Origin of the sequence: Micromonospora sp. NPDC020750 (genome assembly GCF_044334565.1) — a bacterium.
GTDB lineage: Bacteria > Actinomycetota > Actinomycetes > Mycobacteriales > Micromonosporaceae > Micromonospora.
Window position 1 is genome coordinate 56485 of the sequence record NZ_JBIRTH010000004.1, and the last position, 23782, is coordinate 80266.

General features: G+C 74.6%; 25 protein-coding genes and 1 pseudogene. 14 read left to right on the forward strand and 12 right to left on the reverse strand.

Annotated features, from left to right (window positions below; translation table 11 throughout):
• Window positions 1–74: 74 nt before the first annotated feature.
• Window positions 75–314, forward strand: coding sequence for a hypothetical protein (locus ACH4T9_RS14130; RefSeq protein ID WP_396672988.1), 240 nt, complete (start codon window positions 75–77; stop codon window positions 312–314).
• Window positions 315–323: 9 nt separating this feature from the next.
• Window positions 324–1694: a cupin domain-containing protein gene (locus ACH4T9_RS14135; RefSeq protein WP_396672987.1), complete on the forward strand. Its 1371-nt coding sequence runs from the start codon at window positions 324–326 to the stop codon at window positions 1692–1694.
• Window positions 1695–1778: 84 nt separating this feature from the next.
• On the opposite strand, the gene ACH4T9_RS14140 is transcribed toward ACH4T9_RS14135, so the two are convergent.
• From ACH4T9_RS14140 to ACH4T9_RS14160, 5 genes and pseudogenes are all read right to left on the reverse strand, one after another.
• The gene (locus ACH4T9_RS14140) at window positions 1779–2444 is read right to left on the reverse strand and encodes a hypothetical protein (RefSeq protein ID WP_396672986.1); all 666 of its coding nucleotides are present in this window, start codon (window positions 2442–2444) and stop codon (window positions 1779–1781) included.
• Window positions 2441–5125, reverse strand: coding sequence for an FtsK/SpoIIIE domain-containing protein (locus ACH4T9_RS14145; RefSeq protein WP_396672985.1), 2685 nt, complete (start codon window positions 5123–5125; stop codon window positions 2441–2443). Before ACH4T9_RS14145 ends, ACH4T9_RS14140 begins: the two co-directional genes overlap by 4 nt.
• A complete protein-coding gene (locus tag ACH4T9_RS14150; protein WP_396672984.1) occupies window positions 5118–6155 on the reverse strand; it encodes a hypothetical protein in 1038 nt (345 codons plus the stop codon). The genes ACH4T9_RS14145 and ACH4T9_RS14150 overlap by 8 nt, the downstream gene beginning before the upstream one ends.
• 8 nt (window positions 6156–6163) lie before the next feature.
• On the reverse strand, window positions 6164–6424 hold the full coding sequence (locus ACH4T9_RS14155; RefSeq protein ID WP_350883072.1) for a hypothetical protein: 261 nt from the start codon (window positions 6422–6424) through the stop codon (window positions 6164–6166).
• A 225-nt stretch (window positions 6425–6649) separates the two neighbouring features.
• Window positions 6650–7018 (reverse strand): annotated as a pseudogene (locus ACH4T9_RS14160) (hypothetical protein); the annotation flags it as partial.
• 112 nt (window positions 7019–7130) lie between these two features.
• Here ACH4T9_RS14160 and ACH4T9_RS14165 point away from each other — a divergent pair.
• From ACH4T9_RS14165 to ACH4T9_RS14175, 3 genes are read left to right on the forward strand one after another with little or no spacing between them, the layout of a single operon-like run.
• Window positions 7131–9695, forward strand: coding sequence for an ATP-dependent Clp protease ATP-binding subunit (locus ACH4T9_RS14165; RefSeq protein WP_396672983.1), 2565 nt, complete (start codon window positions 7131–7133; stop codon window positions 9693–9695).
• 17 nt (window positions 9696–9712) lie between these two features.
• Window positions 9713–9883, forward strand: coding sequence for a hypothetical protein (locus ACH4T9_RS14170; protein WP_396672982.1), 171 nt, complete (start codon window positions 9713–9715; stop codon window positions 9881–9883).
• Window positions 9883–10233, forward strand: a complete 351-nt coding sequence (locus ACH4T9_RS14175; protein WP_396672981.1) for a DUF3140 domain-containing protein — start codon at window positions 9883–9885, stop codon at window positions 10231–10233. Before ACH4T9_RS14170 ends, ACH4T9_RS14175 begins: the two co-directional genes overlap by 1 nt.
• A gap of 129 nt (window positions 10234–10362) precedes the next feature.
• On the opposite strand, the gene ACH4T9_RS14180 is transcribed toward ACH4T9_RS14175, so the two are convergent.
• The 3 genes from ACH4T9_RS14180 to ACH4T9_RS14190 form a co-directional block, all read right to left on the reverse strand.
• On the reverse strand, window positions 10363–10599 hold the full coding sequence (locus ACH4T9_RS14180; protein WP_396673064.1) for a hypothetical protein: 237 nt from the start codon (window positions 10597–10599) through the stop codon (window positions 10363–10365).
• 20 nt (window positions 10600–10619) lie between these two features.
• Window positions 10620–11633 (reverse strand): LysR family transcriptional regulator, encoded by a 1014-nt coding sequence (locus tag ACH4T9_RS14185; protein ID WP_396672980.1) that lies wholly within the window; start codon window positions 11631–11633, stop codon window positions 10620–10622.
• A gap of 91 nt (window positions 11634–11724) precedes the next feature.
• On the reverse strand, window positions 11725–12375 hold the full coding sequence (locus ACH4T9_RS14190) for a hemerythrin domain-containing protein (protein WP_396672979.1): 651 nt from the start codon (window positions 12373–12375) through the stop codon (window positions 11725–11727).
• Window positions 12376–12534: 159 nt separating this feature from the next.
• Between ACH4T9_RS14190 and ACH4T9_RS14195 the strand changes: the two genes are divergently transcribed.
• Together ACH4T9_RS14195 and ACH4T9_RS14200 are read left to right on the forward strand one after the other, a co-directional pair.
• Window positions 12535–13863, forward strand: coding sequence for a M20/M25/M40 family metallo-hydrolase (locus ACH4T9_RS14195; protein ID WP_396672978.1), 1329 nt, complete (start codon window positions 12535–12537; stop codon window positions 13861–13863).
• A gap of 58 nt (window positions 13864–13921) precedes the next feature.
• Window positions 13922–14587 carry a hypothetical protein gene (locus ACH4T9_RS14200; RefSeq protein ID WP_396672977.1) on the forward strand — a complete coding sequence of 222 codons (666 nt, stop codon included), beginning with the start codon at window positions 13922–13924 and terminating at the stop codon, window positions 14585–14587.
• A 137-nt stretch (window positions 14588–14724) separates the two neighbouring features.
• On the opposite strand, the gene ACH4T9_RS14205 is transcribed toward ACH4T9_RS14200, so the two are convergent.
• Together ACH4T9_RS14205 and ACH4T9_RS14210 are read right to left on the reverse strand one after the other, a co-directional pair.
• Complete coding sequence (locus ACH4T9_RS14205; protein WP_396672976.1) at window positions 14725–14916, reverse strand: DUF5703 family protein; 192 nt, start codon at window positions 14914–14916, stop codon at window positions 14725–14727.
• 87 nt (window positions 14917–15003) lie between these two features.
• Entirely contained in the window at window positions 15004–15975 is a 972-nt protein-coding gene (locus tag ACH4T9_RS14210; RefSeq protein WP_396672975.1) for an aldo/keto reductase, read from the reverse strand.
• Between ACH4T9_RS14210 and ACH4T9_RS14215 the strand changes: the two genes are divergently transcribed.
• The 7 genes from ACH4T9_RS14215 to mshC all read left to right on the forward strand — a co-directional run bounded on the left by ACH4T9_RS14215 (window position 15974) and on the right by mshC (window position 21749).
• A complete protein-coding gene (locus ACH4T9_RS14215) occupies window positions 15974–16111 on the forward strand; it encodes a hypothetical protein (protein WP_396672974.1) in 138 nt (45 codons plus the stop codon). The two genes, ACH4T9_RS14210 and ACH4T9_RS14215, sit on opposite strands and share 2 nt — an antisense overlap.
• Window positions 16112–16173: 62 nt before the next feature.
• The gene (locus ACH4T9_RS14220) at window positions 16174–17226 is read left to right on the forward strand and encodes an LLM class F420-dependent oxidoreductase (RefSeq protein WP_396672973.1); all 1053 of its coding nucleotides are present in this window, start codon (window positions 16174–16176) and stop codon (window positions 17224–17226) included.
• Complete coding sequence (locus tag ACH4T9_RS14225; protein ID WP_396672972.1) at window positions 17223–18059, forward strand: undecaprenyl-diphosphate phosphatase; 837 nt, start codon at window positions 17223–17225, stop codon at window positions 18057–18059. The genes ACH4T9_RS14220 and ACH4T9_RS14225 overlap by 4 nt, the downstream gene beginning before the upstream one ends.
• An 86-nt stretch (window positions 18060–18145) precedes the next feature.
• Window positions 18146–18859, forward strand: a complete 714-nt coding sequence (locus ACH4T9_RS14230; protein ID WP_396672971.1) for a histidine phosphatase family protein — start codon at window positions 18146–18148, stop codon at window positions 18857–18859.
• Between the two features lie 158 nt (window positions 18860–19017).
• Window positions 19018–19599, forward strand: coding sequence for a DUF3090 domain-containing protein (locus ACH4T9_RS14235; protein ID WP_396672970.1), 582 nt, complete (start codon window positions 19018–19020; stop codon window positions 19597–19599).
• Complete coding sequence (locus ACH4T9_RS14240) at window positions 19596–20414, forward strand: SCO1664 family protein (protein WP_396672969.1); 819 nt, start codon at window positions 19596–19598, stop codon at window positions 20412–20414. The genes ACH4T9_RS14235 and ACH4T9_RS14240 overlap by 4 nt, the downstream gene beginning before the upstream one ends.
• 96 nt (window positions 20415–20510) lie before the next feature.
• On the forward strand, window positions 20511–21749 hold the full coding sequence (mshC, locus tag ACH4T9_RS14245; RefSeq protein WP_396672968.1) for a cysteine--1-D-myo-inosityl 2-amino-2-deoxy-alpha-D-glucopyranoside ligase: 1239 nt from the start codon (window positions 20511–20513) through the stop codon (window positions 21747–21749).
• A gap of 76 nt (window positions 21750–21825) precedes the next feature.
• Here mshC and ACH4T9_RS14250 read toward each other — a convergent pair whose 3' ends face one another.
• Both ACH4T9_RS14250 and ACH4T9_RS14255 read right to left on the reverse strand, forming a co-directional pair.
• The gene (locus ACH4T9_RS14250) at window positions 21826–22617 is read right to left on the reverse strand and encodes a GntR family transcriptional regulator (RefSeq protein ID WP_387018156.1); all 792 of its coding nucleotides are present in this window, start codon (window positions 22615–22617) and stop codon (window positions 21826–21828) included.
• Window positions 22618–22742: 125 nt separating this feature from the next.
• Window positions 22743–23612 (reverse strand): PAC2 family protein, encoded by an 870-nt coding sequence (locus ACH4T9_RS14255; RefSeq protein WP_387018153.1) that lies wholly within the window; start codon window positions 23610–23612, stop codon window positions 22743–22745.
• Window positions 23613–23782 lie beyond the last annotated feature (170 nt).

Genomic DNA, 23782 nt, shown 5'->3' on the forward strand with positions numbered 1-23782 from the left:
TCGTGCGTGGGGTACCACCGGTTGTACGACGGACCCCGCCGCACGGCGGGGCGGCACTTCCGAGGGAGCACCGAATGGCACTCAACGACGACGACATCCAGACGACCGGCGGCGGCGGCCCGGAGGGTCCGGCCGACGGCGGTGCGACCCCGGGTCAGCATGACGGTGGCGCGGACGGCAGCGCTGAGGGTCCGGCCGACGGTGGCGCGACCCCGGGTCAGCATGACGGTGGCGCGGACGGCAGCGCTGAGGGTCCGGCCGACGGCGGTGCGACCCCGGGTCAGCACGACGGTGGCGCCGACGGCACGGCCTGACGGAACGTCGTGAAGATCATCGACCCGCCGGGCGGCCGCCACCGCCCGGCGGTTCCGTCCGCCGCCACCCCGCAGCTCGGCCGCTGCGCCGACGTCGAGCCGGGCAGGACCGACGTCGAGCCGGGCAGGACCGACGTCGAGCCGGGCAGCTTCGCCGCCGCCCCGGCGCTCGCCCGCTGCATCGCCGTCGAGCCGGGCAAGTTCGCCGCCGCCCACTGGGGCCGGGCGCCGCTGCTCTCCCGCGCCGCCGAGCTGCCCAACTCCGACGGCTTCACCGACCTGCTCAGCCCCGCCGACGCCGACGAGCTGCTCAGCCGCCGCGGCCTGCGTACCCCGTTCCTGCGGATCGCCAAGGACGGCCAGCTCGTGCCGGCGGCGCGTTACACCGGCGGCGGCGGCGCGGGCGCCGAGATCGGCGACCAGGTCCTCGACGAGCGGGTGCTGGAGTTGTACGCCTCCGGCGCGACCCTGGTGCTCCAGGGGCTGCACCGCACCTGGCCCGCCCTGGTCGACTTCGCCCGGGACCTCGGCACCGCCCTCGCCCAGCCGTTGCAGGTCAACGCCTACCTGACCCCGGCCGGCAGCCAGGGATTCGCCACCCACTACGACACCCATGACGTCTTCGTCCTCCAGGTCGACGGGCGCAAGCACTGGCGGATCCACCCCCCGGTGCTGCCGGACCCGCTGGAGCGCCAGCCCTGGGGCGGCCGGGCCGACGAGGTCTCCGCCACCGCCCAGGGCCCCGCCGCGCTCGACGTGGTGCTCGAACCGGGCGACGCGCTCTACCTGCCGCGCGGCTGGCTGCACAGCGCCCAGGCCCAGGAGTCCAGCTCCCTGCACCTGACCGTCGGCATCCGGGCGCTGACCCGGTACGCCATCGTCGAGGAGTTGCTCGCCCTCGCCGCCTCCGACGCCCGGCTGCGCGCCGGCCTGCCGTTCGGCACCGATGTGACCGACCCGTCCGCGATCGAGCCGGAGCTGACCGAGACCGTCGAGGCGCTGCGGGACTGGCTGCTGCGCGCCGACCCGGCCACCGTCGCCGCGCGGCTGCGCGCCCGGGCCTGGCCGGCAGCCCGGCCCGCGCCGATCCGGCCGCTGGCCCAGGCCGCCGCGCTGGCCGCCCTCGATGCCGACACCCGGCTCGCCGTCCGCCCGGGGCTGCGCTGGCAGCTCGAACCGGCCGGGGACGGCACGGTCGCGCTGCGGCTGTTCGACCGTACGCTCACCCTGCCCGCCCAGTGCGAAGCGGCGCTGCGCGCGCTGCTCACCGGCACGGTGACCCGGGTCGGCGATCTGCCCGGCCTCGACGACGACGCCGACCGGGTGGTCCTCGCCCGCCGCCTCCTGCGGGAGGCGGTCGCCATCCCCGCCGACCGGTAGGGAAGGGGCCGGACCGCCTGCCCGCGCCGGCTTCGGGCGGTGCCCGCCGCGTGCAGCAGGGCGCGCCCCCGTCGGGTGGTCCGGTCAGCGGGTGATGACCAGCAGCACGCCGGTGGTGACCAGGCCCGCCACCAGAACGACGGTGACCGGGCGGGGCGACAGGATCGCGTGCCGGCGGTCGGCGAGCCGCTTGGCCAGGGCCAGCCCGACCAGCGGGCCGAGCAGGGTCACCACCAGCGCCAGCACCGGCAGCCCCACCGCCAGGTCACCGCCGTTGCGGGCGCCGAGCGCGCGGACGCCCGCGCCGAGGGCGAACATCAGCGCCGCCCCGAGCACGCCGCACAGCGCCAGCAGCGGGTTCGCCGACGTGGGCAGCTCGCCGGGCTGCCGGGTCCGGTCCAGCAGCCCGCGCACCCCGTGCAGCAGCAGCAGCGGGTCGCCCGAGGCGTCCCGGGCCGGGCCGGGCGGGTCCCCGACGCGGCGGGCGCCGACGCCCAGCCGGACCCGTAGCTGCTGCCACAGGTGGGCCGCCTCGGCGTCCACCCGCTCCACCAGCTCGCGCGCGTCGACCGCCTCCTGCTCGGCGTACCGGAGCTGCTCGGTGGCCTCCGCGACGGCCCGCTCGGCGGCGGCGCACTGCTGCTCGTGCCAGGTGCGCGCCTCGGCGCGCTGGGTACGCACCCGGTCGGTCAGCTCGGCCAGCCGGCGCACCTGCGCCGCGTACGTCTCGCTGATCACCGGTTCGTTCATGCCGACGGTCCGTAGGGGATGATGACCTGGCCGGTGCGGTGCGCCGCCCGGTCGAAGAAGAGCCCCCGCCACGGCCGGGGGTACCAGTCCGGCCCCCCGCTGCCCGGGTACAGCGACGAGCCCAGCTCGGCGCCCTGCACGTCGAGGGCCACCCAGGCGCCGATCTGGTCGGTGCGGGCGGCCGGCCCGCCGAGGTCCACCCGCATCCGGGCCACGCCGCGCCACCAGGCCAGCACGTGGGTCCGCCGCTCCGGCCCGTCGTGCAGGATCCGGCGCAGCTGCTCCAGCCCGGTCCGCCCGCCGGCCCGCGCGGCCAGCCGGCCGGCCGCCGCGTCGACCGCGTACAGCAGCAGGTAGTGCGGGGTGGCCGGGGTGCCCGGCCGGTCCAGGGCGGCGCCGGTCTCGGCCATCAGCTCCGGCAGGGTCTCGTCGTCGTACCAGGCGGCGTCGTCGGCGAGGTCGGCGTACAGCTCCCGGGCGGCCGGGTCGGCGTCCGGGTCGAGGCAGGCGATGGAGAACCGGGCCGTGCCGGGACGGTGCTGGCGGGCCAGCGACCGGGCGGCGGCGTCCAGCACCGCGCACGCCTCGTCGACCCGGGTGCCCAGCACCGCCAGGTTCCGCCCGGGCGCCCGGGGCAGTCGCAGCACCGCCGAGCGGGCCTGCACGTCGATGATCTCCCCGAGCAGCGCGACCGGGCTGCGCGGCGGTCCCTCGCCCTCGGGCGGGTTCAGCGCCCGGAAGTCCGGGGCGTCGCGCAGCCGGGGGATCGCGTCGCCGTCGAACAGCCGGGCCGGCTTCGCGTCCTGCGGGCGCATCCGCCACAGCCGGTGCTGCAACTCGCTCCAGGCGTCCCAGTCGCTGGCCGACGGGATGCGGGCTACCTCGTTGCCCTCCGTCAGCCCCGACTCGGCGTTGATCACGGCATGGTGCCGGGGCAGCGACTGGGCGGCGTCGTTGCGCTCGGCCAGGATGCGCAGCGCCTTGGGCAGCGCGATGCGCAGGGTGAACTGGGCGACCAGCGCCGGTCGCCCCCACAGCGCCTCGATGCCCCGCACGTCCTGTGAGGCCAGCACCAGGTGGATGCCCTGGGAGCGGCCCCGGCGGGCCAGGTCCTCCAGCAGGTCGGCGGCCTCCCGGGCCACCACGTCCCGGCCGGCCAGCAGCGCCTGGAACTCGTCGACCACGGCGACGATCCGGGGCCAGTGCCCGGTCGGGTCCACCGCCCGCAGCTCGGCGAGCTTGGTGACCTCGTGCTTCTTCGCCGCGTCGGCCCGCCGGCGCAGCTCCTCGGCGAGGAAGCGCAGCAGGGCCAGCCCGAACTCCCGGTCGGTGTTGACGTTGATCCCGACCAGCCGCATGTGCGGCAGCCAGCTCGGGTCCCGCCGGCCCTGGGCGAACCGGGCGAAGGACACCCCCTCCTTGAAGTCGAGCAGGTAGAACTCCAGTTCGGCGGGGGAGTACCGGGACGCCAGCGCGCCGATCCAGGCGAAGATCAGGTTGGTCTTGCCGGTGCCCGACGGGCCGCCGATCAGCGCGTGCGGCGGGTAGTCGCCGAGGTTGAGCAGCACCGGCCGGCCGTGCGGGCCCTCGCCGATCGGCGCGGTCAGCCCGGCGGAGGAGTCCTCCCGCCACATCTGCTCCGGAGGCGGCAGCAGGTCGGTGAACGGGGCCGGCGGGGGGCCGGCGTTGACCCGGGCGGCGACCTGCCGGCAGGTCTCGGTGACCAGCGCGGCCGGTGGCGGCGGGTCCAGGGTCACCGGCAGGCCGGGCGGCCCGCCCACCCGGGCGCCGTCCGGGCCCACCACGACCCGGGTCACCGTGGGGTCGTCGGGCACCGGCACGCCCCGCACCACCAGGTGCACCCCGCACGCCGCGCCGGTGCGGACCACCCGGTCGAGCTGGCCGCGTTCGTGCCGGGACAGCTCGTCGCCGCCGAGCAGCACCGCCACCCGCCACGGCTCCGGGCGACGGTTGGTCGCGCCGGCCAGTTCGCGCAGCGAGCGGTACTCGCCGGCCAGCACCGTCTCGTTGATCCGGCGGATCTGCTCCACCAGGTCGTCCAGCAGCCGGCCCAGCCCGCCCGGCCCGACGAAGGTGAGCTGCCCGGCCGTGCCCAGCGGGGCGAACCCGGCCAGGCCTCCGCCGAGGTGCTCAGGGTCGTACCCGAACAGTCGTACCGCGCCCGGGTCGGCCCGGCCCAGGCTACGCAGCAGCAGCGCCGGCACGACGGAGGCCCCGCCGTCGGCGTCGGCCCCGGTCAGGTGCACGTGCCCGGCGTCGAGCAGCGGCACCAGCGCCGGCACCGGCTCCGCGCCGGGGATGCGGACGGTGCCGATCCGGACCGCGCCGGGCGGCTCGCCGCGCCCGGCCGGCGTGACGGTCCACCGCGTCCAGTCGGCGGAGGCCGCGCCTGGGGCCTCCCGGCGGGCGGCGTCCACGGCCCGGCGGGCCAGCTCGGTGATCCGGGCGGCATGCTGGGCGTCGATCTCGGCCAGCCGCCGGTCCCGCTGGGCCCCCACCCTCGCGGGCACGGCCGCGGCGGCGCGCTCGACCCGGGTCAGCCGGTCCCGGGCGGCGGCGAGTTCGGCGTCGGCGGCGGCGAGCCGGCCCCGGGTGGCGCCCAGCGCCTCGGAGAGCATGCCGCGCACCCGGGTCACCAGTTGGGTCCGCCGGTCAGCCATCGGAGTCCCGGCGGGCGGCGTTCCCGGCGGGCGGCGCGGGCGGGCGGCCCTGGGCGGCCCGGTCCCGGGCCGCGCGCTCCCGGGCGGCGCGCTCCCGCGTTGCCTGGTCCCAGGCGTCCCGCTCGGCCTCGCGGCGCTTCTCCCGGGCGGGCTCGCCGGCCGGGTCGGGCTGCCCTGGGTCGCGGGGCAGATCCTTGCCGAGGCGGGCCAGCAGCACGGCGGTCGCCACGCCGGCGGTGACCGCCGGGTCGGCCGCGTGTGGCTGCTCCTCGCCGCTGCCGCGCTGCGGCGGGGGCATCCGGCAGATCCTGGTCAGCAGTGTCTCCAGCGCCGGCGGGGGCAGCCCGGGGAGCAGGTCGCGGACCCGACCCTCCAGCTCCCGGCGCAGCCGGGTCAGGTCGTCGGCGCGGGGCGGATGGCCGAGCAGCTCGCCGGCCAGCTCGCGCAGCATCGGCGGGGCGACCGCGGCCAGGCCGAGGCCGACGTCGGCGTGCGCGCCGCGCAACTCCCGGTGCAGCCGGTCCCGGTCGCCGGAACGGACCCCGTCGACCACCCGGCGCAGCAGCTCGCGGGAGTCGCCGACCTTCTCGTCCGGCGCGTCCGGCGCGCCCTCCCGGCCTCCGGTCAGCTCGGCCACCCGCACCGCCCACCAGCGGCGCAGCACCGGGTTGTCGTCCTGGGCGGGCGGCGGCTGCTCCCCGGCGGCGGGCGGCCCGCCGCGCGGCGCGTCGTGCACCTGCCGGTCGCCGGCCGGGCGGGCCGCGGGGGCGCTGTCGGGGGCCAGCCCGATCGCCGCCAGGTACGCCGACAGCTGCTCCTGCGCCACCCGCAGCGCGTGCCCGGCGGACTCGGCGTGCTCGGTGGCGGCGGACAGCTCGGGCACCCCCATCGGGTTGGCCGACTCCTGCCGCACCCAGCGCAGCCGCTCGGTGGCCTGGCCGAACTTCTCCAGCGCCAGAGCGAGCTGGGCGATCGGCAGTTCCTCGGCGGCTGCCCGCACCTGCGCCCCGACGTCCTCGATGATGGACACGCCCGCCCCTACAGGGTCGAGACGTAGAGCTGTGCCTGCTCCACCGCGACGAGGGTCGCCGCGAGGCACTCCTCCAGCTCCTGGCTGGCCTGCGTCAGCGAGGCCTGTGCCGCCTCGACGGTCTCGTGCCCGCTGCCCTCCAGGGCCCCGGCCAGGGTCTGCTGCGCCTCGGCGAGCTTCTCGCCGGCGGCCTGCACGGCACTCTGCCCGTCACCGATCTGTTGTAGCGCGATATCGATCGCTGCCTTCAGCTCGGCGACGCTCGCCACGTGGACCTCCTGGGGGCGGGGAGATCTCCATTACAACCCATCCCCGTCGGGGAGAGAACAACCGCCCTGTCAGTGTTGCTGCCCGTCCGCCCGCTTACCGCCCTGACGTGCGGGAAGTCCGCTCGACGGGTCGACGACAGTCCCGTCCGCGGGTCGTCCGGTCCCATCAATCGGACCGGTGGCGGGGTCGTCGCCGCGGGCGCGGCCCCGCTGGGCCCCGTCGCGCAGCCAGCGCGGGCCCTGCACCTCCGCGCCGAGGGCACCCACCCGGCCGCGCAGCTCCCGGTCGGCGGTGACCACCAGCCGGCGGCGGTCCACGGCGGCGCCGACCAGCTCGACGATGGCGTCGTCGCCCGAACCCGGCGCGGCCACCACCCGCACGCCGGGCACCGTCGGCACCCCCCGCGCCGCGCCCTCCACCACCAGCACCACCTCCGCGGGCCCGGGCAGCAGCGGCGGCAGGCCGACCTCGGCCACCGGGGTCAGGGCGTCGCGTAACCGGGCGGCAGCCCCGGCCCGGTCCCGCCACCAGCCGTCGGGGCGGGACCCCACGACGTTGGCGGCGTCCACGATCAGCAGCGGCCTCGCATCCATGGGCCCAGCCTGCCACCCAGGGGCGTTTGTCGCGCCGGTCGCCGGGTAGCCACCGCCGTCCGTGCCGGCGGAGGACTGCACCGGCGAGCGCGTCCGACCGCGGGAGGAAGACATGACGGGAACCGGCGACTTCGGCTCCGACCCGTGGGACGAGTTCCTGGCCCGGTACTTCGGCCGGGGCGAGGCGGGACGCCGGCCGGCGCACCGGGTCGACATCACCCGGCTGATGACCGCCGACGCGCGGGAGATGCTCGCCGACGCGGCCCGCCGGGCCGCCCAGCGGCACAGCAACGACCTGGACACCGATCACCTGCTCTGGGCGGCGTTGCAGCGGGAGCCGCTGCGCGACCTGGTCCGACGGGCCGGCGCGGACCCCGACACCCTGGTCAACGCACTGGGCGGGCGCGGCGACGGCGCGCCCCGGGGCGAGGTGCCGCCGAACCTGTCGCTCACCCCGGCCGCCAAGCGGGCCCTGCTCGACGCCCACCAGCTCTCCCGCGCGATGGGTGCCAACTACATCGGCCCCGAGCACATCCTGATGGCCCTCCCGCTGAATCCGGAGTCCCCGGCCGGCCGGATGCTCGCCGCCGGCCGGATCCAGCCCGAGTCGCTCCAGGCGGCCAGCGCCGAGCGCGGCCCGATGGCGGGCCCGAAGCCCGACCGGGGCACACCGACCCTCGACCAGTACGGCCAGGACCTCACCGAACTGGCCCGCAACGACCAGATCGACCCGGTGATCGGGCGGTCCGCCGAGATCGAGCAGGCGGTGGAGATCCTCTCCCGGCGTACCAAGAACAACCCGGTGCTGATCGGCGAGGCCGGCGTCGGCAAGACCGCGATCGTGGAGGGGCTGGCCGAGCGGATCTGCGACGGCGACGTGCCGCAGACCCTGCTCGGCAAGCGGGTGGTGCAGCTCGACCTCGCCGGCCTGGTCGCCGGCACCCGCTACCGGGGCGACTTCGAGGAGCGGCTGAAGAAGGTCATCGACGAGATCCGCGCCCACCGCGACGAGCTGATCATCTTCCTGGACGAGATCCACACCCTGGTCGGCGCCGGCGGGGCGGGCAGCGAGGGCGGCATGGACGCGTCCAACATGCTCAAGCCGGCGCTGGCCCGCGGCGAGCTGCGGGTGATCGGCGCGACCACCCTCGACGAGCACCGGCGCACCATCGAGAAGGACGCCGCGCTGGCCCGCCGGTTCCAGCCCGTGCTGGTGCCCGAGCCCACCGTGGACGACACCGTGGCCATCCTGCGCGGCCTGCGTGACCGCTACGAGGCCCACCACCAGGTTCGGTTCACCGACGAGGCGCTGGTCGCCGCTGCCGAGATGTCCGACCGGTACGTCACCGACCGGTACCTGCCGGACAAGGCGATCGACCTGATCGACCAGGCCGGCGCCCGGGTCCGGCTGCGCACCCGCACCCCCGCCTCGGACGTGCGGGAGCTCGAGCAGCAACTCGACGAGGTGCGCCGGGACAAGGAGCAGGCGGTCGCCGACGAGCAGTACGAGCGGGCCTCCGCCCTGCGCGACCAGATCGCCGAGATGGAGGCGCAGATCCGCCGGGCCAAGGGCGACGAGGGTGACGAGGGTGGCGGCTCCCAGGTACCGGCCGTCGGTCCGGAGGAGATCGCCGAGGTGGTCTCCCGGGCCACCGGCATCCCCGTCGCCCAGCTCACCGAGGAGGAACGGGACCGCCTGCTGCGGCTGGAGGGACACCTGCACGAGAAGATCGTGGGCCAGGACGACGCGGTCGGCGCGGTCGCCGAGGCGGTACGCCGGTCGCGGACCGGGTTGGCCGACCCGAACCGGCCGATGGGCAGCTTCCTGTTCCTCGGCCCCACCGGCGTCGGCAAGACCGAGCTGGCCCGGGCCCTGGCCGAGTCGCTGTTCGGCGAGGCCGACCGGATGGTCCGGCTGGACATGAGCGAGTTCCAGGAACGGCACACCGTCGCCCGGCTGGTCGGCGCGCCCCCCGGCTACGTCGGGTACGAGGAGGCCGGCCAGCTCACCGAGGCGGTGCGCCGCCGCCCGTACGCGGTGGTGCTGCTCGACGAGATCGAGAAGGCCCACCCCGACGTGTTCAACATCCTGCTCCAGGTGCTCGACGACGGCCGGCTCACCGACAGCCAGGGCCGGGCGGTGAACTTCAAGAACACCGTTCTGATCATGACCAGCAACCTGGGCTCGGAGCTGATCACCGGCAGCCAGCGCGCGGTCGGCTTCGGCGCGGGCGCGGCCGGCGAGGCCGGGGAGAACGACGAGCTGCGCGAGCGGCTGATGCGCCGGCTCAAGGAGAACTTCCGCCCCGAGTTTCTCAACCGGATCGACGAGGTGATCATCTTCCAGCGGCTGGAGCAGCAGCAACTGCGCCAGATCACCGAGCTGATGCTGGAGGAGACCCGGCGCCGGCTGCACGCCCAGGACATCGGGGTGGACTTCACCGTCGCCGGGATCGACTGGATCGCCGAGCGCGGCTACCAGCCGGAGTTCGGCGCCCGCCCGCTGCGGCGGGTGATCCAGCGCGAGGTGGACAACCGGATGTCGCGGATGCTGCTGGAGAACGCGATCTCGCCGGGGCAGCGGGTGACCGTGGACGCCCGCGACGACGCGCTCGCCTTCGAGGTGACCGCCGGCGACCGGGACTACTCCGCGGCCACCACGTCCCACCCGCGGTGAGCGGGCGGAGGACGGAGATGACCGAACCCGAGGAGGGCGGCGAGGAGAACCCACCCGACGAACGGGCCGAACCGATCCTGGCCCCGCCGACGGCCAACCCCACCCGGGTGCGGGTGCCGCCGGAGGGCCTGCAACCCCACACCGGCGAACCGGAACCGTCCGGGCCGCCGCCCGCAGAGGAGGCGTGATGGTACGCGAGGCGCGACTCGATCCCGAGGTCGAGGTGCTCTGGGAGGACTTCCACGCCGAGGTGAACGTCACCTCCGAGCAACTGCGCAGCTGGCTGCTGACCCGAGGCTCCGGCGAGGAGTCGTTCGGGCCGAACCCCTCCCTCGACCTGCCCGAGCCGGGCCGGCAGATCCTCGCGGTGCTGCGCAAACGCAAGGTCGACCTGACCCCGGAGGACATCGAGGTGATGCGGGACGCCATCGACCGGATCCGGGCGCTGACGGCGGCCCGCCCGAAGGGCGGCACCAGCGACGACGAGTGGCGGCACTCCCTGCTCGACCTCGGCCACGACATCCTCGTGGAACGCTGACGTCACCCGCCGGGCCCGCGTCGGCGGCGTGCCGGCTCCCGAGGCCCGCACGGGCCTGCTGACCTTTCGCCCGCGCCGTTCAACGGTCCCCGCGTGCCGGCCGCACGCGGGGACCACCGTGGGCGGCGGTCACTCCGACTCCATGCTGCCGATCTGCAGCCCGGCGGCGTTCGCGGCGGCCTGGCGCTCGCCGCGCGCCCGTTCCTCCCGGCTGAGCAGGGTGGCGTACTCAGTGATGTCGGCGGGGTCGGGGACCACGGGCAGGCGGCGCAGGAACGCCTCCACGTCCCGGGAGGCGGCGGTGTGCGCGGCGGCGGCCTCCCGCAGCGTCTCCCGGTCGTCGGCGGTGGGGTAGAGATCGGTCATGCCGCCCCAGTTACCCACCATCAGGCGATTCGCACCCCGGAACCCGCCCCGCCGGGCGCCGGACCGGCCGGGGCGGGCCGGCGCACCCCGAACTCCGGGTGCCGCAGCAGCCAGGCCAGGTAGTCCGGGTGCGCGGCGAGCGAGTCGGTGTACGCCGACACCGCCGTGTCCAGCACCTCACCGGCGAAGCCCGCTCCGGCCGAGTCCGGGTGCCAGCCCAGCATCAGCCGCCAGCGCAGCGGCGTCCCGACCAGCCGGCGGGTCACCAGCCCGGGCACGGGGCGGAAGGTGGCCTGGCACAGCGCCACCGCCGCGCCGGCCTCCACCATGTCGACGCAGCCGCGCACGTCGGCCTCGTACAGCTTTCGGGGGGTGAAGCCGTCGCGGGCGCAGGCGGCGGCGAAGCAGTCGCCGAAGCAGCCGTCGCCGGGGGCGGCGACCCACTGCTCGCCGCGCAGGTCCACCAGGCGCACCTCGTCCCGCTCGACCATCGGGTGTCCCTCGGGCAGCAGCACCTGCACCGGCTCCATCGCCACCTCCCGCCAGGTCAGCCCGTGTCCGGTCGGTGGCAGCGAGTCGCCGCACACCCCGACCAGGGCGTAGTCCATCCGGCCGCCGCCGACGAGCTGGGCCAGCTCGTCGGCGGACCAGGAGGCGTACGTGGTGATCTGTGCCTGGGGGTACGCGGCGGCGAGCCGGTGCACCAGGCGGCCGAGGATGGGGCTGTTCACCCCGCCGAACCGGTACCGCGCGGGGGTCGGGTCGGCGCCGGCCAGCCGGGCCGCCTCGTCCTGCAGGCCCTGCATGGCCGGCAGCAGGACCCGGGCCCGGGACAGCACCAGCTCGCCGAGTGCGGTGGGCCGGGCGCCCCGCCGATCCCGTTCGAACAAGGGGCCGCCGAGGGTCCGCTCGATGCGTTGGAGCTGGGCGGTGAGCGCCGGCTGGGCCAGGCCGAGCGTGGACGCCGCCTTGGTCACGCTCCCCGTCTCCGCGATGGCGCAGACCACCCGCAGGTGTCGCAGCTCCAGATTCATAGGGTGACGGTATGGCCACTCGGGGGATCGACGGAAGGCCCTGGGTGGATCGGAGTTGACCGATGTCCGGGATGGCCCGTCCGATAATCGGTCAGCCCGGCGGTCGCCGCGCCTCCGCCGCGGTCGCCGGCCGGCCCGCTTCCGGCTCCAGATCCGTCAGGTACGTCGGCCTGCCGGTCACCGCGTCGCGGACCTTGTCCACCACGCCCACCGCCGGCTCGACGATCCGGTTCCAGGGTGGCGTCGCCGGGGTGCCCGGGTGCGGCCGGGTCGGCGCGGCCTCCTCGGCGATCTCCCACCGGTTGCCCAGCCGGATCAGCTCCACGTCGGTGGCCACCTCGCCCAGCGGGCCGACCAGTGCGGCGACCTGGGCGACGTGTCGACGCACCCGCTCGACCACGTCGGCCAGCGCGGGATCGGCCGGACCGGCCAGCCCCTTCAGGGCGGTCAGCAGCGCGCCTGCGGCCTCAAGTTCCCGGTCGACCAGCTGCCCGGCCTGCGGGAGGGCGGCCCGCACAGCGGGGAACAGGTACTGCTCCTCCGCCGACAGGTGCCGGGAGACCGTGGCGGTGAGCACCTGGACCAGGTCGCCGGGCTCCGGGTCCGGGTCGGGGCCGCCGATCCGGTCAACCAGGGCCAGCATCTGCCGGTGCTCCTGGTCGATGATGTCGACCAGGCTGCGCCCGCCGGGCCGATAGCTCTCCTCGGGTACGGGCGGCAACGGGGGCAGGGGGACGGTCATGGTGCCCTCCTCGGTGGCGGGTGCGGCGGCCGACGGGTGCGGCGGGGCGGCCCAATTGGGCGGTGCGGGACGGGACCGGCGGTACCCGGCGCGGGCCCGCGCGAAACGGACGGCCGGCCGGGCGACCTGCCCGATGGTCGCTGCTGGTATGAAGAGCCGATGACGAGCGACGCCGCTTCCGCCCGACCCGATCCCGCCGACGAGGTCGTCGACCTCTGCCGTGACCTGCTGCGCATCGACACCACGAACACCGGGGACAACGCCACCAGCGTCGGGGAACGCGCCGCGGCCGAGTACGTCGCGGAGAAGCTGACCGAGGTCGGCATCGACGTCGTGATCCACGAGTCCGCCCCGGGCCGGGCCAACCTCGTCGCCCGCATCCCCGGCACCGACCCCGGCCGGGACGCTCTGCTCGTCCACGGCCACCTCGACGTGGTGCCCGCCGACCCCGACGAGTGGTCGGTGCACCCGTTCTCCGGGGAGATCCGCGACGGCTACCTGTGGGGCCGCGGCGCGATCGACATGAAGGACTTCGACGCCATGGTGCTGACTGTGGTGCGGCACTGGCAGCGCACCGGCGTGCGGCCGGCCCGCGACATCGTGCTGGCGTTCACCGCGGACGAGGAGGCCGGCAGCGACTACGGCGCGCACTTCCTCACCGAGCACCACCGCGGCCTCTTCGACGGCTGCAGCGAGGCGATCGGCGAGGTCGGCGGCTTCTCGTACACGATCGACGAGTCCCAGCGGCTCTACCTGATCGAGACGGCCGAGAAGGGCATCGACTGGCTGCGACTGCACGCCAAGAGCCGACCCGGCCACGGTTCGATGGTGCACGACGACAACGCGGTCACCGCCCTCGCCGAGGCGGTGGCTCGCATCGGCCGGCACCGCTTCCCCGTGGTGGTCACCGACACCGTGCGGGCGTTCCTCGAGGAGGTCTCCGACCTGCTCGGCGTCGAGCTGGACCCGGCGGACCCGGAGACCGCCATCGCCAAGCTCGGCCCGATCGCCAACATCATCGGCGCGACGATCCGCAACACCGCCAACCCGACCCGGCTCGCCGCCGGCTACAAGGACAACGTCATCCCCGGCCGGGCCACCGCCACCATCGACTGCCGTAGCCTGCCGGGCCAGTCCGAGCTGCTGGAGCAGCAGCTGCGCGAGCTGGTCGGCCCGGACATCGTGATCGAGTACATCCAGCGCCAGCCCGCCCTGGAGACCACCTTCGACGGCGATCTGGTCGACGCCATGTCCGTGGCCCTGCGCGCGGAGGACCCGGGCGCCCGGCCGGTGCCCTACATGCTCTCCGGCGGCACCGACGCCAAGGCCTTCTCTCAGCTCGGCATCCGCTGCTTCGGCTTCGCGCCGCTGCGGCTGCCCGCCGACCTCAACTTCTCCGGGCTGTTCCACGGCATCGACGAGCGGGTTCCGGTGGACGGACTACAGTTCGGCGTGCGGGTTCTCGACCGGTTCCTCCGGAGTTGCTGACCGTGTCCGTCGCCCTACCGTTCGGCGCGGAACATCCCACATTGCGAAGGGAACGTACATGACCGACCAGCACGGTGAGCTAGATGCCGCCCTGGAGCGGGTGATCGACGCCGCCCGCGTGCACCTGGCCGCCGTCCGGGCCGCCCAGGGCCGCGTCGACGACGACGACGTCTGGCAGGCGTACGTCGCGCTGAACAACGCCTCCTTCGCGTACGACGAGCAACTGCTCGACGCGTTCGGCGAGGTCACACCCTGGGACGTGGAGTCCATCGACCCCGACGAGGCCGACGAGCGCTTCGGCGCCGCCGAAGGCGGCGAGGCCATCGACCCGCATCCCCGGGTCATCTCGGTGCGCCAGCGCCGCGACTACCGGGTGCCCAGCGTCGCCGCGCTGATCCGGGCCGCCGAGGCTGCCCGCCGCGAGGGCACCCCCGAGGACGACGAGCCGGCACCCGTCGAGGGCGTCGGCGAGGCGGTGCTGGAGCTGCTGCAGAGCGGCGACGGCTCACTCAGCGCGCTGGACGTCCCGGAGCTGGAACCGCTCGACGGCGTGGTCATGGTCAGCGAGGTCGACATCTCGGTCGACCTGGAGTCGTTCGACGACGACGACGCGGTCGGCCCGTTCCAGCCCGCCGCCGACGACCGCCTCGTGGGTCGCCTCGACGAGCACCCGTTCCTCGACCACGACGACGAGGACCACGACCACGCGGGTCACCGCCACTAGGCCGTGGCCGCCCCGGGGCCCGAGCATCCGCTCGCGCCCGGGGCGGCGCCGCCGCACAGTGGTTGCCTCGTGGCCCGAGCGTCCGCTCGCGCCCCGGGGCGGCGCCGCACCGGGGTCGCCCGGTGGCGACCCGGCGCTCAGTACGACAGGCCCGGCTGGGGTTGGTCGACCCGGCGGCGGCGCAGCACGACCTGCCGCGTGCCGTCCCGGTACAGCCGCACCCGGGCCAGCTCCCAGCCCGAGAACTCCGCCTGGATCGCCAGCTGCGCCGCGGCGGTCAACCGGTCGACGTTCGAGGGCAACCGCAGCGGCGCGTATTCGTAGTCCATGGGTTCCATGCTGCCCAGCCCGCCGGTCGTCCGCCACCCCTCCCGAGGTGACCGCCGCCTCCGTTCCTACCGGCGCGACGGGCCCCGTCAGCCGTCCCGCTCGGGGTAGCCCATCGGCACCGACGACACGTCGTCGAGCGCGACGACGATCTCGTCGGGCAGGGTCACCCGCTCCACCTGGAGCGCCCCGAGGAGCTGCCCTACCGTCCGGGCGCCGAGGATCGGGGCCGTCACCCCGGGCCGGTCCCGGATCCAGGCCAGCGCCACCTCCAGCGGCGACACCCCCAGCCCGCCGGCAGCCGTGGCCACCGCCTCCACGATGCTGGAGCAGCGCGGCTCCAGGTACGTCGCCACGAACGGCTCGAAGTGCGCCGACGCGGCCCGCGAGTCCGCCGGCCGGCCGTGCCGGTACTTGCCGGTGAGCACCCCCCTGCCCAGCGGCGACCAGGGCAGCAGCCCCAGCCCCAGCGCCGCGCAGGCCGGCAGCACCTCCCGCTCCACCCCACGTTCCAGCAGCGAGTACTCCACCTGGGCGGCCACCACCGGGGCCCGCCCCGGCCACGCCGCCTGCCACGCCGCCGCCCGCGCGGTCTGCCAGCCGGAGAAGTTCGACACCCCGACGTAGCGGACCCGGCCGCTGGTCACCGCGTGGTCCAGTGCGGCCAGGGTCTCCTCCAGCGGCGTGTCCGGGTCGTACCCGTGCACCTGCCACAGGTCCACGTGGTCCGTGCCGAGGCGGCGCAGCGAGGCGTCCAGCGTGCGCAGCAGGTGGCCCCGGGAGGTGTCCCGGCGCCGGTCGTTGCCCGGCCGCAGCCCGGCCTTCGTCGCGATCAGCAGATCGTCGCGGGGGACCAGGCTGCCCAGCAGGGACCCGATCACCGCCTCCGCGTCCCCGTCGCCGTACACGTCGGCGGTGTCCACCAGATTGCCGCCCGCATCGAGGAAGCTCTTCAGCTGGGCGGCCCCGTCGTCGGCGTCGGTGTCCCGGCCCCAGGTCATGGTGCCGAGCGCGAGCCGGGAAACCGCCAGCCCGCTTCGGCCGAGCGGTCGCTGTTGCATGGGTGAACCTTATTTCCAACCCGCCGTCACCGACATCCTCGCTCCCGTCAAGTTCCTGCTCGCCCCTGCGGTCGGCGGGATTCCCATCCGCCCGGCCGGTCCGCCCCGAGGTGACGCGTTCGGGGTGAGCCGGTGATCGGCTCCGCCGCCGGTGTTGCGTAACCTGATGCGACCTGTGCTGCGGATGGGGGAGGACCAGTGCGACTCGGGCTCAGCCTCGGATACCAGACGGCGTGGAGCACACCCGCCGACCACCTGGCGTTCGCCCAGGAGGCGGACCGGCTCGGCTACTCGGTGGTGTGGGCCGCGGAGGCATACGGCTCCGACACGCCGAGCATGCTGGCCTGGATCGCCGGGCAGACCGAACGGATCGACGTGGGCAGCGCGGTGATGCAGATCCCCGCCCGCACCCCGGCGATGACCGCCATGACGGCGGCGACCATCGACGCGCTCTCCGGCGGCCGGTTCCGGCTCGGCCTGGGCGTCTCCGGGCCGCAGGTCTCCGAGGGCTGGCACGGGGTGCGCTTCGCCAAGCCCCTCGCCCGCACCAGGGAGTACGTCGACATCGTCAAGCTCGCCATCGCCCGCAAGCCGGTCGAGTACGACGGCGAGTTCTACACGCTGCCGCTGCCCGACGGCCCGGGCAAGGCGCTGCGGCTCGGCTTCCACCCGCCCCGCGAGCAGATCCCGATCTATCTCGCCGCCGTCGGCCCGAAGAACCTGGAGCTGGCCGGCGAGATCGCCGACGGCTGGCTGGCCGTCTTCTACTCCCCGGAGTTCGCCGAGGAGCAGCTCGCCGCCGTGCGTGCCGGCCGGGCGAAGGCCGGCAAGGAGCTGGCCGGCTTCGACGTCGTGCCGTCGGTCCCGGTGGTCATCGGCGACGACGTGGCCTCCTGCGCCGAGCTGGTCCGCTTCTACGCCGCCCTCTACGTCGGCGGCATGGGCAGCCGGCAGCAGAACTTCTACAACCAGCTCGCCACCCGGATGGGCTACGGCGACGCCGCCCGCGAGGTGCAGGACCTCTACCTGGCCAAGCGGCAGCGCGACGCCGCCGCAGCGGTGCCGACGGAGTTCATCGACCGCACCTCGCTGCTCGGGCCGAAGGAGCGCATCGCCGAGCGGCTGGGCGAGTACGCGGCCGCCGGCGTCACCACCCTGTCGGTGACCCTCTTCGTGGCCGACCGGGACAGCGGCGTGCAGACCCTACGCACCGTCGCCGAGGCGCTGGACCTGGCCGGAGTCGGCGAGTGACCTGGATCGAAGCCATCGTGCTGGGCGTCGTCCAGGGCCTTACCGAGTTCCTGCCGGTCAGCTCGTCGGGGCACCTGCGGATCACCTCGGCGATCTTCTTCGACCGCGACGCCGGAGCCTCGTTCACCGCCGTCACCCAGCTCGGCACCGAGGCGGCCGTGCTGATCTACTTCGCCAAGGACATCTGGCGGATCACCCGGACCTGGCTGGTCGGCCTGTTCGACAGCTCGGTGCGCAGCAGCCTCGACTACCGGATGGGCTGGTACGTGATCGTCGGCTCCATCCCGATCGGGCTCTTCGGCTTCCTGTTCAAGGACCAGATCAAGACCGCCGGCCGGAACCTCTGGCTGGTCGCCACCACCCTGATCGTCTTCGCCTTCGTGCTCGCCTTCGCCGAGTACTGGGGCCGGCAGACCCGCACCCTGACGAACTTCCGGATGCGCGACGGCATCGTGATGGGCTTCGCCCAGGCCATGGCGCTGATTCCCGGGGTGTCCCGCTCGGGCGGCACGCTCACCGCCGGCCTGCTGCTCAACCTCACCCGGGAGACGGCGGCGCGGTACTCGTTCCTGCTGGCCATCCCCGCCGTGGTGATGTCCGGGGTGTTCAGCCTCGGCGACGTGTTCGAACCGTCCGCGCCCGGCACCGCCGCGCCGAGCGGGGCGCAGTTGGTGGTCGCCACGCTCATCGCCTTCGCCATCGGCTACGCCGCCATCGCCTGGCTGCTGCGCTACGTCGCCCACCACACCCTGTACGTCTTCGTGCTGTACCGGGTCGCCCTGGGCACACTGGTCCTTGCCCTGCTCATGACCAACACCATCTCCGCCACCTGACGGAAACCCACCCCCACTCTTGATCACCGCATGGGTGGGGGTGGGGCAGAGCCGTGGGCGGTCGCCGTCCTGCGGTACCCCATAGGGTGGGTGGCGTGGCGACTCTTCTCCTTCTGCGGCACGGACGTACCACCGCCAACGCCGCTGGCGGCCTCGCCGGCCGGCAGCCCGTCGAGCTGGACGACACCGGGCGGGCCCAGGCCACGGCGGTGGGCGAGCGGCTGCGCGGGTTGCCCCTCGCCGCGGTGGTGACCAGTCCGTTGATCCGCTGCCGGCAGACCCTGGAACTCGCCCTCCCGCAGGCCGGCCCGATCGTGGACGAGGGGCTGATCGAGTGCGGGTACGGCAGTTGGGAGGGGCAGCCGTTGAAGAAGCTGGCCAAGGAGCCGCTCTGGCCGGTGGTCCAGCAGCACCCGAGCGCCGCAGTCTTCCCCGAAGGGGAGTCGATGGCCGCGATGGCGGCGCGGGCGGTCGCGGCGGTGCGTACCTGGGACGCGCGGATCACCGCCGAACACGGCCCCGAGGCGGTCTGGCTGGCCTGCAGCCACGGCGATGTGATCAAGGCCATCGTGGCGGACGCGTTGGGCGTACACCTGGATCTGTTTCAGCGCATCGTCGCCGACCCGGCGTCGGTGACGGCGATCCGCTACACCCCGCTGCGGCCGTTCGTGGTGCGGCTCAACGACACCGGCGGTGACCTGGCCGCACTGGTGCCGCCGCCGCAGAAGCGGCGGCGGCGGGCGACGAGGCCGACGGACTCCGACGCCGCCGTGGGCGGAGGCGCCGGGGCCGTGCGGTGAGGCGCTCGCCGGGACCGTGCGGTGTGGGCGCGCCTGGGCCGTCCGGTGAGGCACCCGCCGGAGCCGCCGGGCCGGGTCGGGCCCCACGGGTACGCGCGTGCGCGATTCACGGTCGGTGGGGTGCGCGACGCCGTGGCGGGCCGGATAGGGTCGTGGGTATGAGCCACCAGGTGCACGCCTTCGAGCCGCCGGAGCGGTTCGTCGCCGGGACGGTCGGGGCGCCCGGGGAGCGCACGTTCTTCCTGCAGGCGCGCGGCGGTGGTCGGCTGGTCAGTGTCGCGCTGGAGAAGGTCCAGGTGTCGCTGCTCGCCGAGAAGCTGGAGGAGCTGCTGACCGAGGCGCAGCGTCGCTTCGGTGTGCAGCTGCCCGAGCCGACGGTCTCCGTGGGCGACAACGAGCCGCTGGACACGCCGGTCGACGAGGAGTTCCGGGTCGGCACCCTCGGGTTGGCCTTCGACGTCGACACCGCCACGGTGGTGATCGAGGCGATCGCCACCGGTGAGGGGGAGGCCGAGGTCGAATCCGACGGCTCCGAGGACGACGACGAGGACTCCGACGACGAGGAGCTGGACGAGACCCTCGACCGGTTGCGCGTCCGGTTGACCCCCGAGGCGACCCGTGAGTTCATCGAGCGGGCCCGCCGGGTGGTCAACGCCGGTCGCCCGCCCTGTCCGCTCTGCGGGCAGCCGCTGGACCCCGCCGGGCATCTGTGCCCGCGGCACAACGGCTACCACCGGTGACGTCGTCCGAACTCCAACCCTGCCAGGACGGCGCGGCGACGCTGCGGTTGTTGCGCGACGGTGAGCTGACCGTCGAAGGTCGGCTGGTCGACGCGTCGAACGCCACACTGCTCGGCGCGCTCACCCTTGACGGGCTGAGCGCACGCTGCGTCTACAAGCCGGTGCGGGGCGAGCGACCGTTGTGGGACTTCCCCGACGGCACCCTCGCCGGGCGGGAGGTCTCGGCGTACCTGGTCTCCCGGGCCAGCGGCTGGGACCTGGTGCCGCCGACGGTGCTGCGGGACGGCCCGTTCGGCCCGGGTTCCTGTCAGCTGTGGATCGACGAGCCGTCCGACGCCGAGCCGCTGGTCGGGTTCGTGCCCGCCGAAACGGTGCCGCCGCGCTGGCTCCCGATCGCGGCGGCCCGGGACGACGACGGCACCCCGTACGCCCTGGCGCACGCCGACGACCCGCGCCTGGCCCGGCTGGCCGTGCTCGACGCGGTGATCAACAACGCCGACCGCAAGGGCGGTCACGTGCTCGTCGGCCCGGATGACCGGATCTACGGCGTCGACCACGGGGTGAGCTTCCACGTCGAGGAGAAGCTGCGCACCGTCCTGTGGGGCTGGGCCGGTCGGGAGTTGCCGCCGGACGCGCTGGAGATGCTCGCCGACCTCGCCGGCCAGTTCGCCGGCGCCCTCGGCGAGGAGCTCGGCGAGCACCTGACGATCCGCGAGGTCGCGGAGGTCGCCGCGCGGGTGGGTCGGCTGCGTGACACCGGCCGCTTTCCGCAGCCGCCGGAGGACTGGCCGGCGATGCCCTGGCCACCCATGTGACGGTGGGCCGGCAAGCCGCTCCGACGCGAGAGGTTGTCGTGTTGATCACCCGTGGGGTGGCTTCGGTGCGCCGGGTGGCTCGTTAGGCTGACGGGCATGGAGTCTTGGGTGGGGCATGAGGTGCCACGGCTGCCCGGCAGAGGTGGCCCGCTGACGTTGTTCGACTCGGCGCGACGCGGGGTCGAGCCCAGTCGGCCCGACGGCACCGCCACTATGTACGTCTGCGGCATCACCCCGTACGACGCCACCCACCTCGGCCACGCCGCCACCATGATCACCTTCGATCTGGTGCAGCGCGTGTGGCGGGACTCCGGCCTGACGGTGCGGTACGTGCAGAACGTCACCGACATCGACGACCCGCTGCTGGAGCGGGCCGAGCGCGACGGCGAGGACTGGAAGGTCCTGGCGATGCGGGAGACCGCGCTGTTCCGGGAGGACATGGAGGCGCTGCGGATCATCCCGCCGGCGCACTACGTCGGCGCGGTGGAGTCGATCCCGGACATCGCCGACAAGGTCCTGCTCCTGCTCAAGGACGGCGCGGCGTACCGGCTCGACGACGGCACCGGCGACGTCTACTTCGACATCAGCGCCGTCCCGGCGTTCGGCTACGAGTCGAACCTGTCCCGGCCGGAGATGCTGGAGATCTTCCCCGAGCGTGGTGGCGATCCGGACCGGGCGGGCAAACGGGACCCGCTGGACCCGCTGTTGTGGCGGGGGGCTCGCGAGGGCGAGCCGTCCTGGCCCGGCGGCGACCTCGGCCCGGGCCGGCCGGGCTGGCACATCGAGTGCGCGGTGATCGCTTTGAACCTGTTGGGCGAGACCATCGACGTGCAGGGCGGCGGGAACGACCTGATCTTCCCGCACCACGAGTGTTCCGCCGCGCACGCGGAGCGGCTGACCGGGCGGTCGCCGTTCGCCACCCACTACGTGCACGCCGGCATGATCGGCCTGAACGGCGAGAAGATGTCGAAGTCCAAGGGGAACCTGGTCTTCGTCTCCCGGCTGCGCGCCGACCGGGTGGACCCGGTGGCGGTCCGGCTCGGGCTGATGGCCGAGCACTACCGCGCCGACCGTACCTGGACCGACGACGTGCTCACCGCCGCCCACGAGCGCCTGGCGCGGTGGCGCCGGGCCGCCGCCGCCACCGCCGGCCCGTCCGGGGTCGAGCTGCTGGCCGCGGTACGCGACCGGCTCGCCGACGACCTCGACACCCCCGGCGCGATCGCGGTCGCCGACGCCTGGGCCGAGCGGACCCTCGCCGGTGAGGGCGCGGACCGGGCCGCCCCGCCCCTGTTCGCCGACACCCTCGACGCCCTCCTGGGTCTCCGCCTCTGACTGGCCGGCCCCTGTTCGCCGACACCCTCGACGTCCTCCCGGGCCTCCGCCTCTGACGGGCCCGCCCCTTGGCGGCTCAGCCCAGGACGAGACCGGGGTCCGGGTCGGGATCCGGCGCGGGGGCGGGGATCCGGTACTCCTCGGTGAGCGTGGTCATCGGTCCCGGCCAGGTGGCCTGGGCGACCTCGATGGGCTTGCGCCGGTCGTCGTAGGCGACGTGCAGCAGGTGCAGCACCGGGGTGTCGGGGCGGATCTGGAGTGTCTCCGACTCCTCCCGGCTGGGTTGGCGGGCGGTGATGGTGTCGGTGGCGGTGACGTACCGCCGGCCGGTGGCCTCCTCCGCCTCCTGGTAGAGGGGGCGGCCGAACGCCTCGCCCCGCTCCAGGGAGGTGCCGGCGGTGTCTGCCGGTAGGAACCAGGAGGCGCCCACCTCGACGGGGGAGTCCTCGGTGCGGACGAGGTGCCGGCGGCACAGCAGTTCGGTGCCGTCGGCGACGCCGAACGCGTCGGCCACCTCGGGCGGTGCGGGTGTCCGGCCGACCGAGACGAGCTGCTGGCGGTACCGGGCGGCCAGGTCGGTGTGGTAGCCGCGGAAGCCGCCGTACCGGCCCCGGGCGAGGCGGTTGAGCCGGCGCCGGGTGCCCCGGACGTACGTACCGGAGCCGGGCTTGGTGATCAGGATGCCCTCGACCCGCAGCTGGTCGACGGCACGCTGCACGGTCTGCTTCGCGACGCCGAACATCTCGGCGATGGCCGGGATGGACGGCAGCCGCTCGCCGGGCCCCCAGTCGCCGCGGCGCACCTGGGCCTTGAGCTGCGCGGCGATCTGCCGGTGCGGGAACTCGGCCGCGCCGGGGTTGATCTGCATACCCGCCTCCTCGAATGACAGCTAGGTTCCTAGGATGCCGTACGGGACGTGACCTCGCCACCCCGGACACACACGAAAGCCCCGGATCGTGGCGATCCGGGGCCCTCGATGCGCGGTGGGGGCGGCTACCAGGAGCCGGCGGTGGGGCCGGCTGAGCCGCCTCGCCGGCGCAGGTACTTCTCGAACTCCTGGGCGATCTCGTCACCCGTCAGCGGGGTGATGCCCGCGTCGCCGACGCGCTCCTCCAACTCGCGGACGTACTCGCCGAGCTCGGCGTCCTGCTCGGCGGCACCGCGCACCCGCTGCTCCCACTCGGCGGCCTCCTCGGCCAGGTCGGCCATCGGCACCGGCAGGTCGAGCACCTCCTCGACCCGGTGCAGCAGGGCCAGGGTGGCCTTCGGGCAGGGCGGGTTGTTGGCATAGTGCGGCACGTGCACCCAGAACGAGACCGCGTCCACCTCGGCCCGGGTGCAGGCGTCCTGCAACACGCCGACGATCCCGGTCGGGCCGTCGTAGCGGGTGGGGGTGAGCTGGTAGCGCTGGGCGGCCTCCGCGTCCGAGGCGCTGCCGGTGATCGGCAGCGGCCGGGTGTACGGCACGTCGGCCAGCAGCGCGCCGAGCAGCACTACCCGTTCGACCTCAAGGCTGTGGCAGATCTCCAGCACCTGCTCGCAGAACGTGCGCCAGCGCATGCTCGGCTCGATCCCCCGGATCAGCACCACGTCCCGTTCGGTGCCCTCGGGGCTGGCCACCATGAATCGGGTGGTGGGCCACTCGACGCGGCGGGTCTCGCCGTCGGCCATCGTGACCGTCGGCCGGCTGACCTGGAAGTCGTAGAAGTCCTCCGGGTCCAGTTCGGTGATCTGCCGCGACTCCCAGACCTGCTCCAGGTGCTCGACCGCAGCGGTCGACGCGTCGGCGGCGTCGTTCCAGCCCTCGAAGGCGGCGATGGCCACGGGGGACCGCAGTACCGGCAGTCCGTCGAACTCGGTCACGCCGTCACCTCACCCTGCTCGTCGGGGGCGGCCGCGGGCGACGGCCCTGTCGCCCGCCCGCCGTGCACGGTGGCGTCCCTGTTGTCCTTCACGTCTGTCAGCCTACGGGTCGGCGCGGGATGCGGCCCGTCGGCCGCGCCGTTCCGGCCGCCGGGCGGCCGGTAGTCCCG

Bases quoted from the DNA above. Each gene is read 5' to 3' on its own strand.
- ACH4T9_RS14130 (WP_396672988.1), top strand. From the start codon at position 75: ATGGCACTCAACGACGACGACATCCAGACGACCGGCGGCGGCGGCCCG.
- ACH4T9_RS14140 (WP_396672986.1), bottom strand. From the start codon at position 2,444: ATGAACGAACCGGTGATCAGCGAGACGTACGCGGCGCAGGTGCGCCGG.
- ACH4T9_RS14145 (WP_396672985.1), bottom strand. From the start codon at position 5,125: ATGGCTGACCGGCGGACCCAACTGGTGACCCGGGTGCGCGGCATGCTC.
- ACH4T9_RS14165 (WP_396672983.1), top strand. From the start codon at position 7,131: ATGACGGGAACCGGCGACTTCGGCTCCGACCCGTGGGACGAGTTCCTG.
- ACH4T9_RS14170 (WP_396672982.1), top strand. From the start codon at position 9,713: ATGACCGAACCCGAGGAGGGCGGCGAGGAGAACCCACCCGACGAACGG.
- ACH4T9_RS14175 (WP_396672981.1), top strand. From the start codon at position 9,883: ATGGTACGCGAGGCGCGACTCGATCCCGAGGTCGAGGTGCTCTGGGAG.
- ACH4T9_RS14180 (WP_396673064.1), bottom strand. From the start codon at position 10,599: ATGACCGATCTCTACCCCACCGCCGACGACCGGGAGACGCTGCGGGAG.
- ACH4T9_RS14185 (WP_396672980.1), bottom strand. From the start codon at position 11,633: ATGAATCTGGAGCTGCGACACCTGCGGGTGGTCTGCGCCATCGCGGAG.
- ACH4T9_RS14190 (WP_396672979.1), bottom strand. From the start codon at position 12,375: ATGACCGTCCCCCTGCCCCCGTTGCCGCCCGTACCCGAGGAGAGCTAT.
- ACH4T9_RS14195 (WP_396672978.1), top strand. From the start codon at position 12,535: ATGACGAGCGACGCCGCTTCCGCCCGACCCGATCCCGCCGACGAGGTC.
- ACH4T9_RS14200 (WP_396672977.1), top strand. From the start codon at position 13,922: ATGACCGACCAGCACGGTGAGCTAGATGCCGCCCTGGAGCGGGTGATC.
- ACH4T9_RS14205 (WP_396672976.1), bottom strand. From the start codon at position 14,916: ATGGACTACGAATACGCGCCGCTGCGGTTGCCCTCGAACGTCGACCGG.
- ACH4T9_RS14215 (WP_396672974.1), top strand. From the start codon at position 15,974: ATGGGTGAACCTTATTTCCAACCCGCCGTCACCGACATCCTCGCTCCC.
- ACH4T9_RS14210 (WP_396672975.1), bottom strand. From the start codon at position 15,975: ATGCAACAGCGACCGCTCGGCCGAAGCGGGCTGGCGGTTTCCCGGCTC.
- ACH4T9_RS14235 (WP_396672970.1), top strand. From the start codon at position 19,018: ATGAGCCACCAGGTGCACGCCTTCGAGCCGCCGGAGCGGTTCGTCGCC.
- mshC (WP_396672968.1), top strand. From the start codon at position 20,511: ATGGAGTCTTGGGTGGGGCATGAGGTGCCACGGCTGCCCGGCAGAGGT.
- ACH4T9_RS14250 (WP_387018156.1), bottom strand. From the start codon at position 22,617: ATGCAGATCAACCCCGGCGCGGCCGAGTTCCCGCACCGGCAGATCGCC.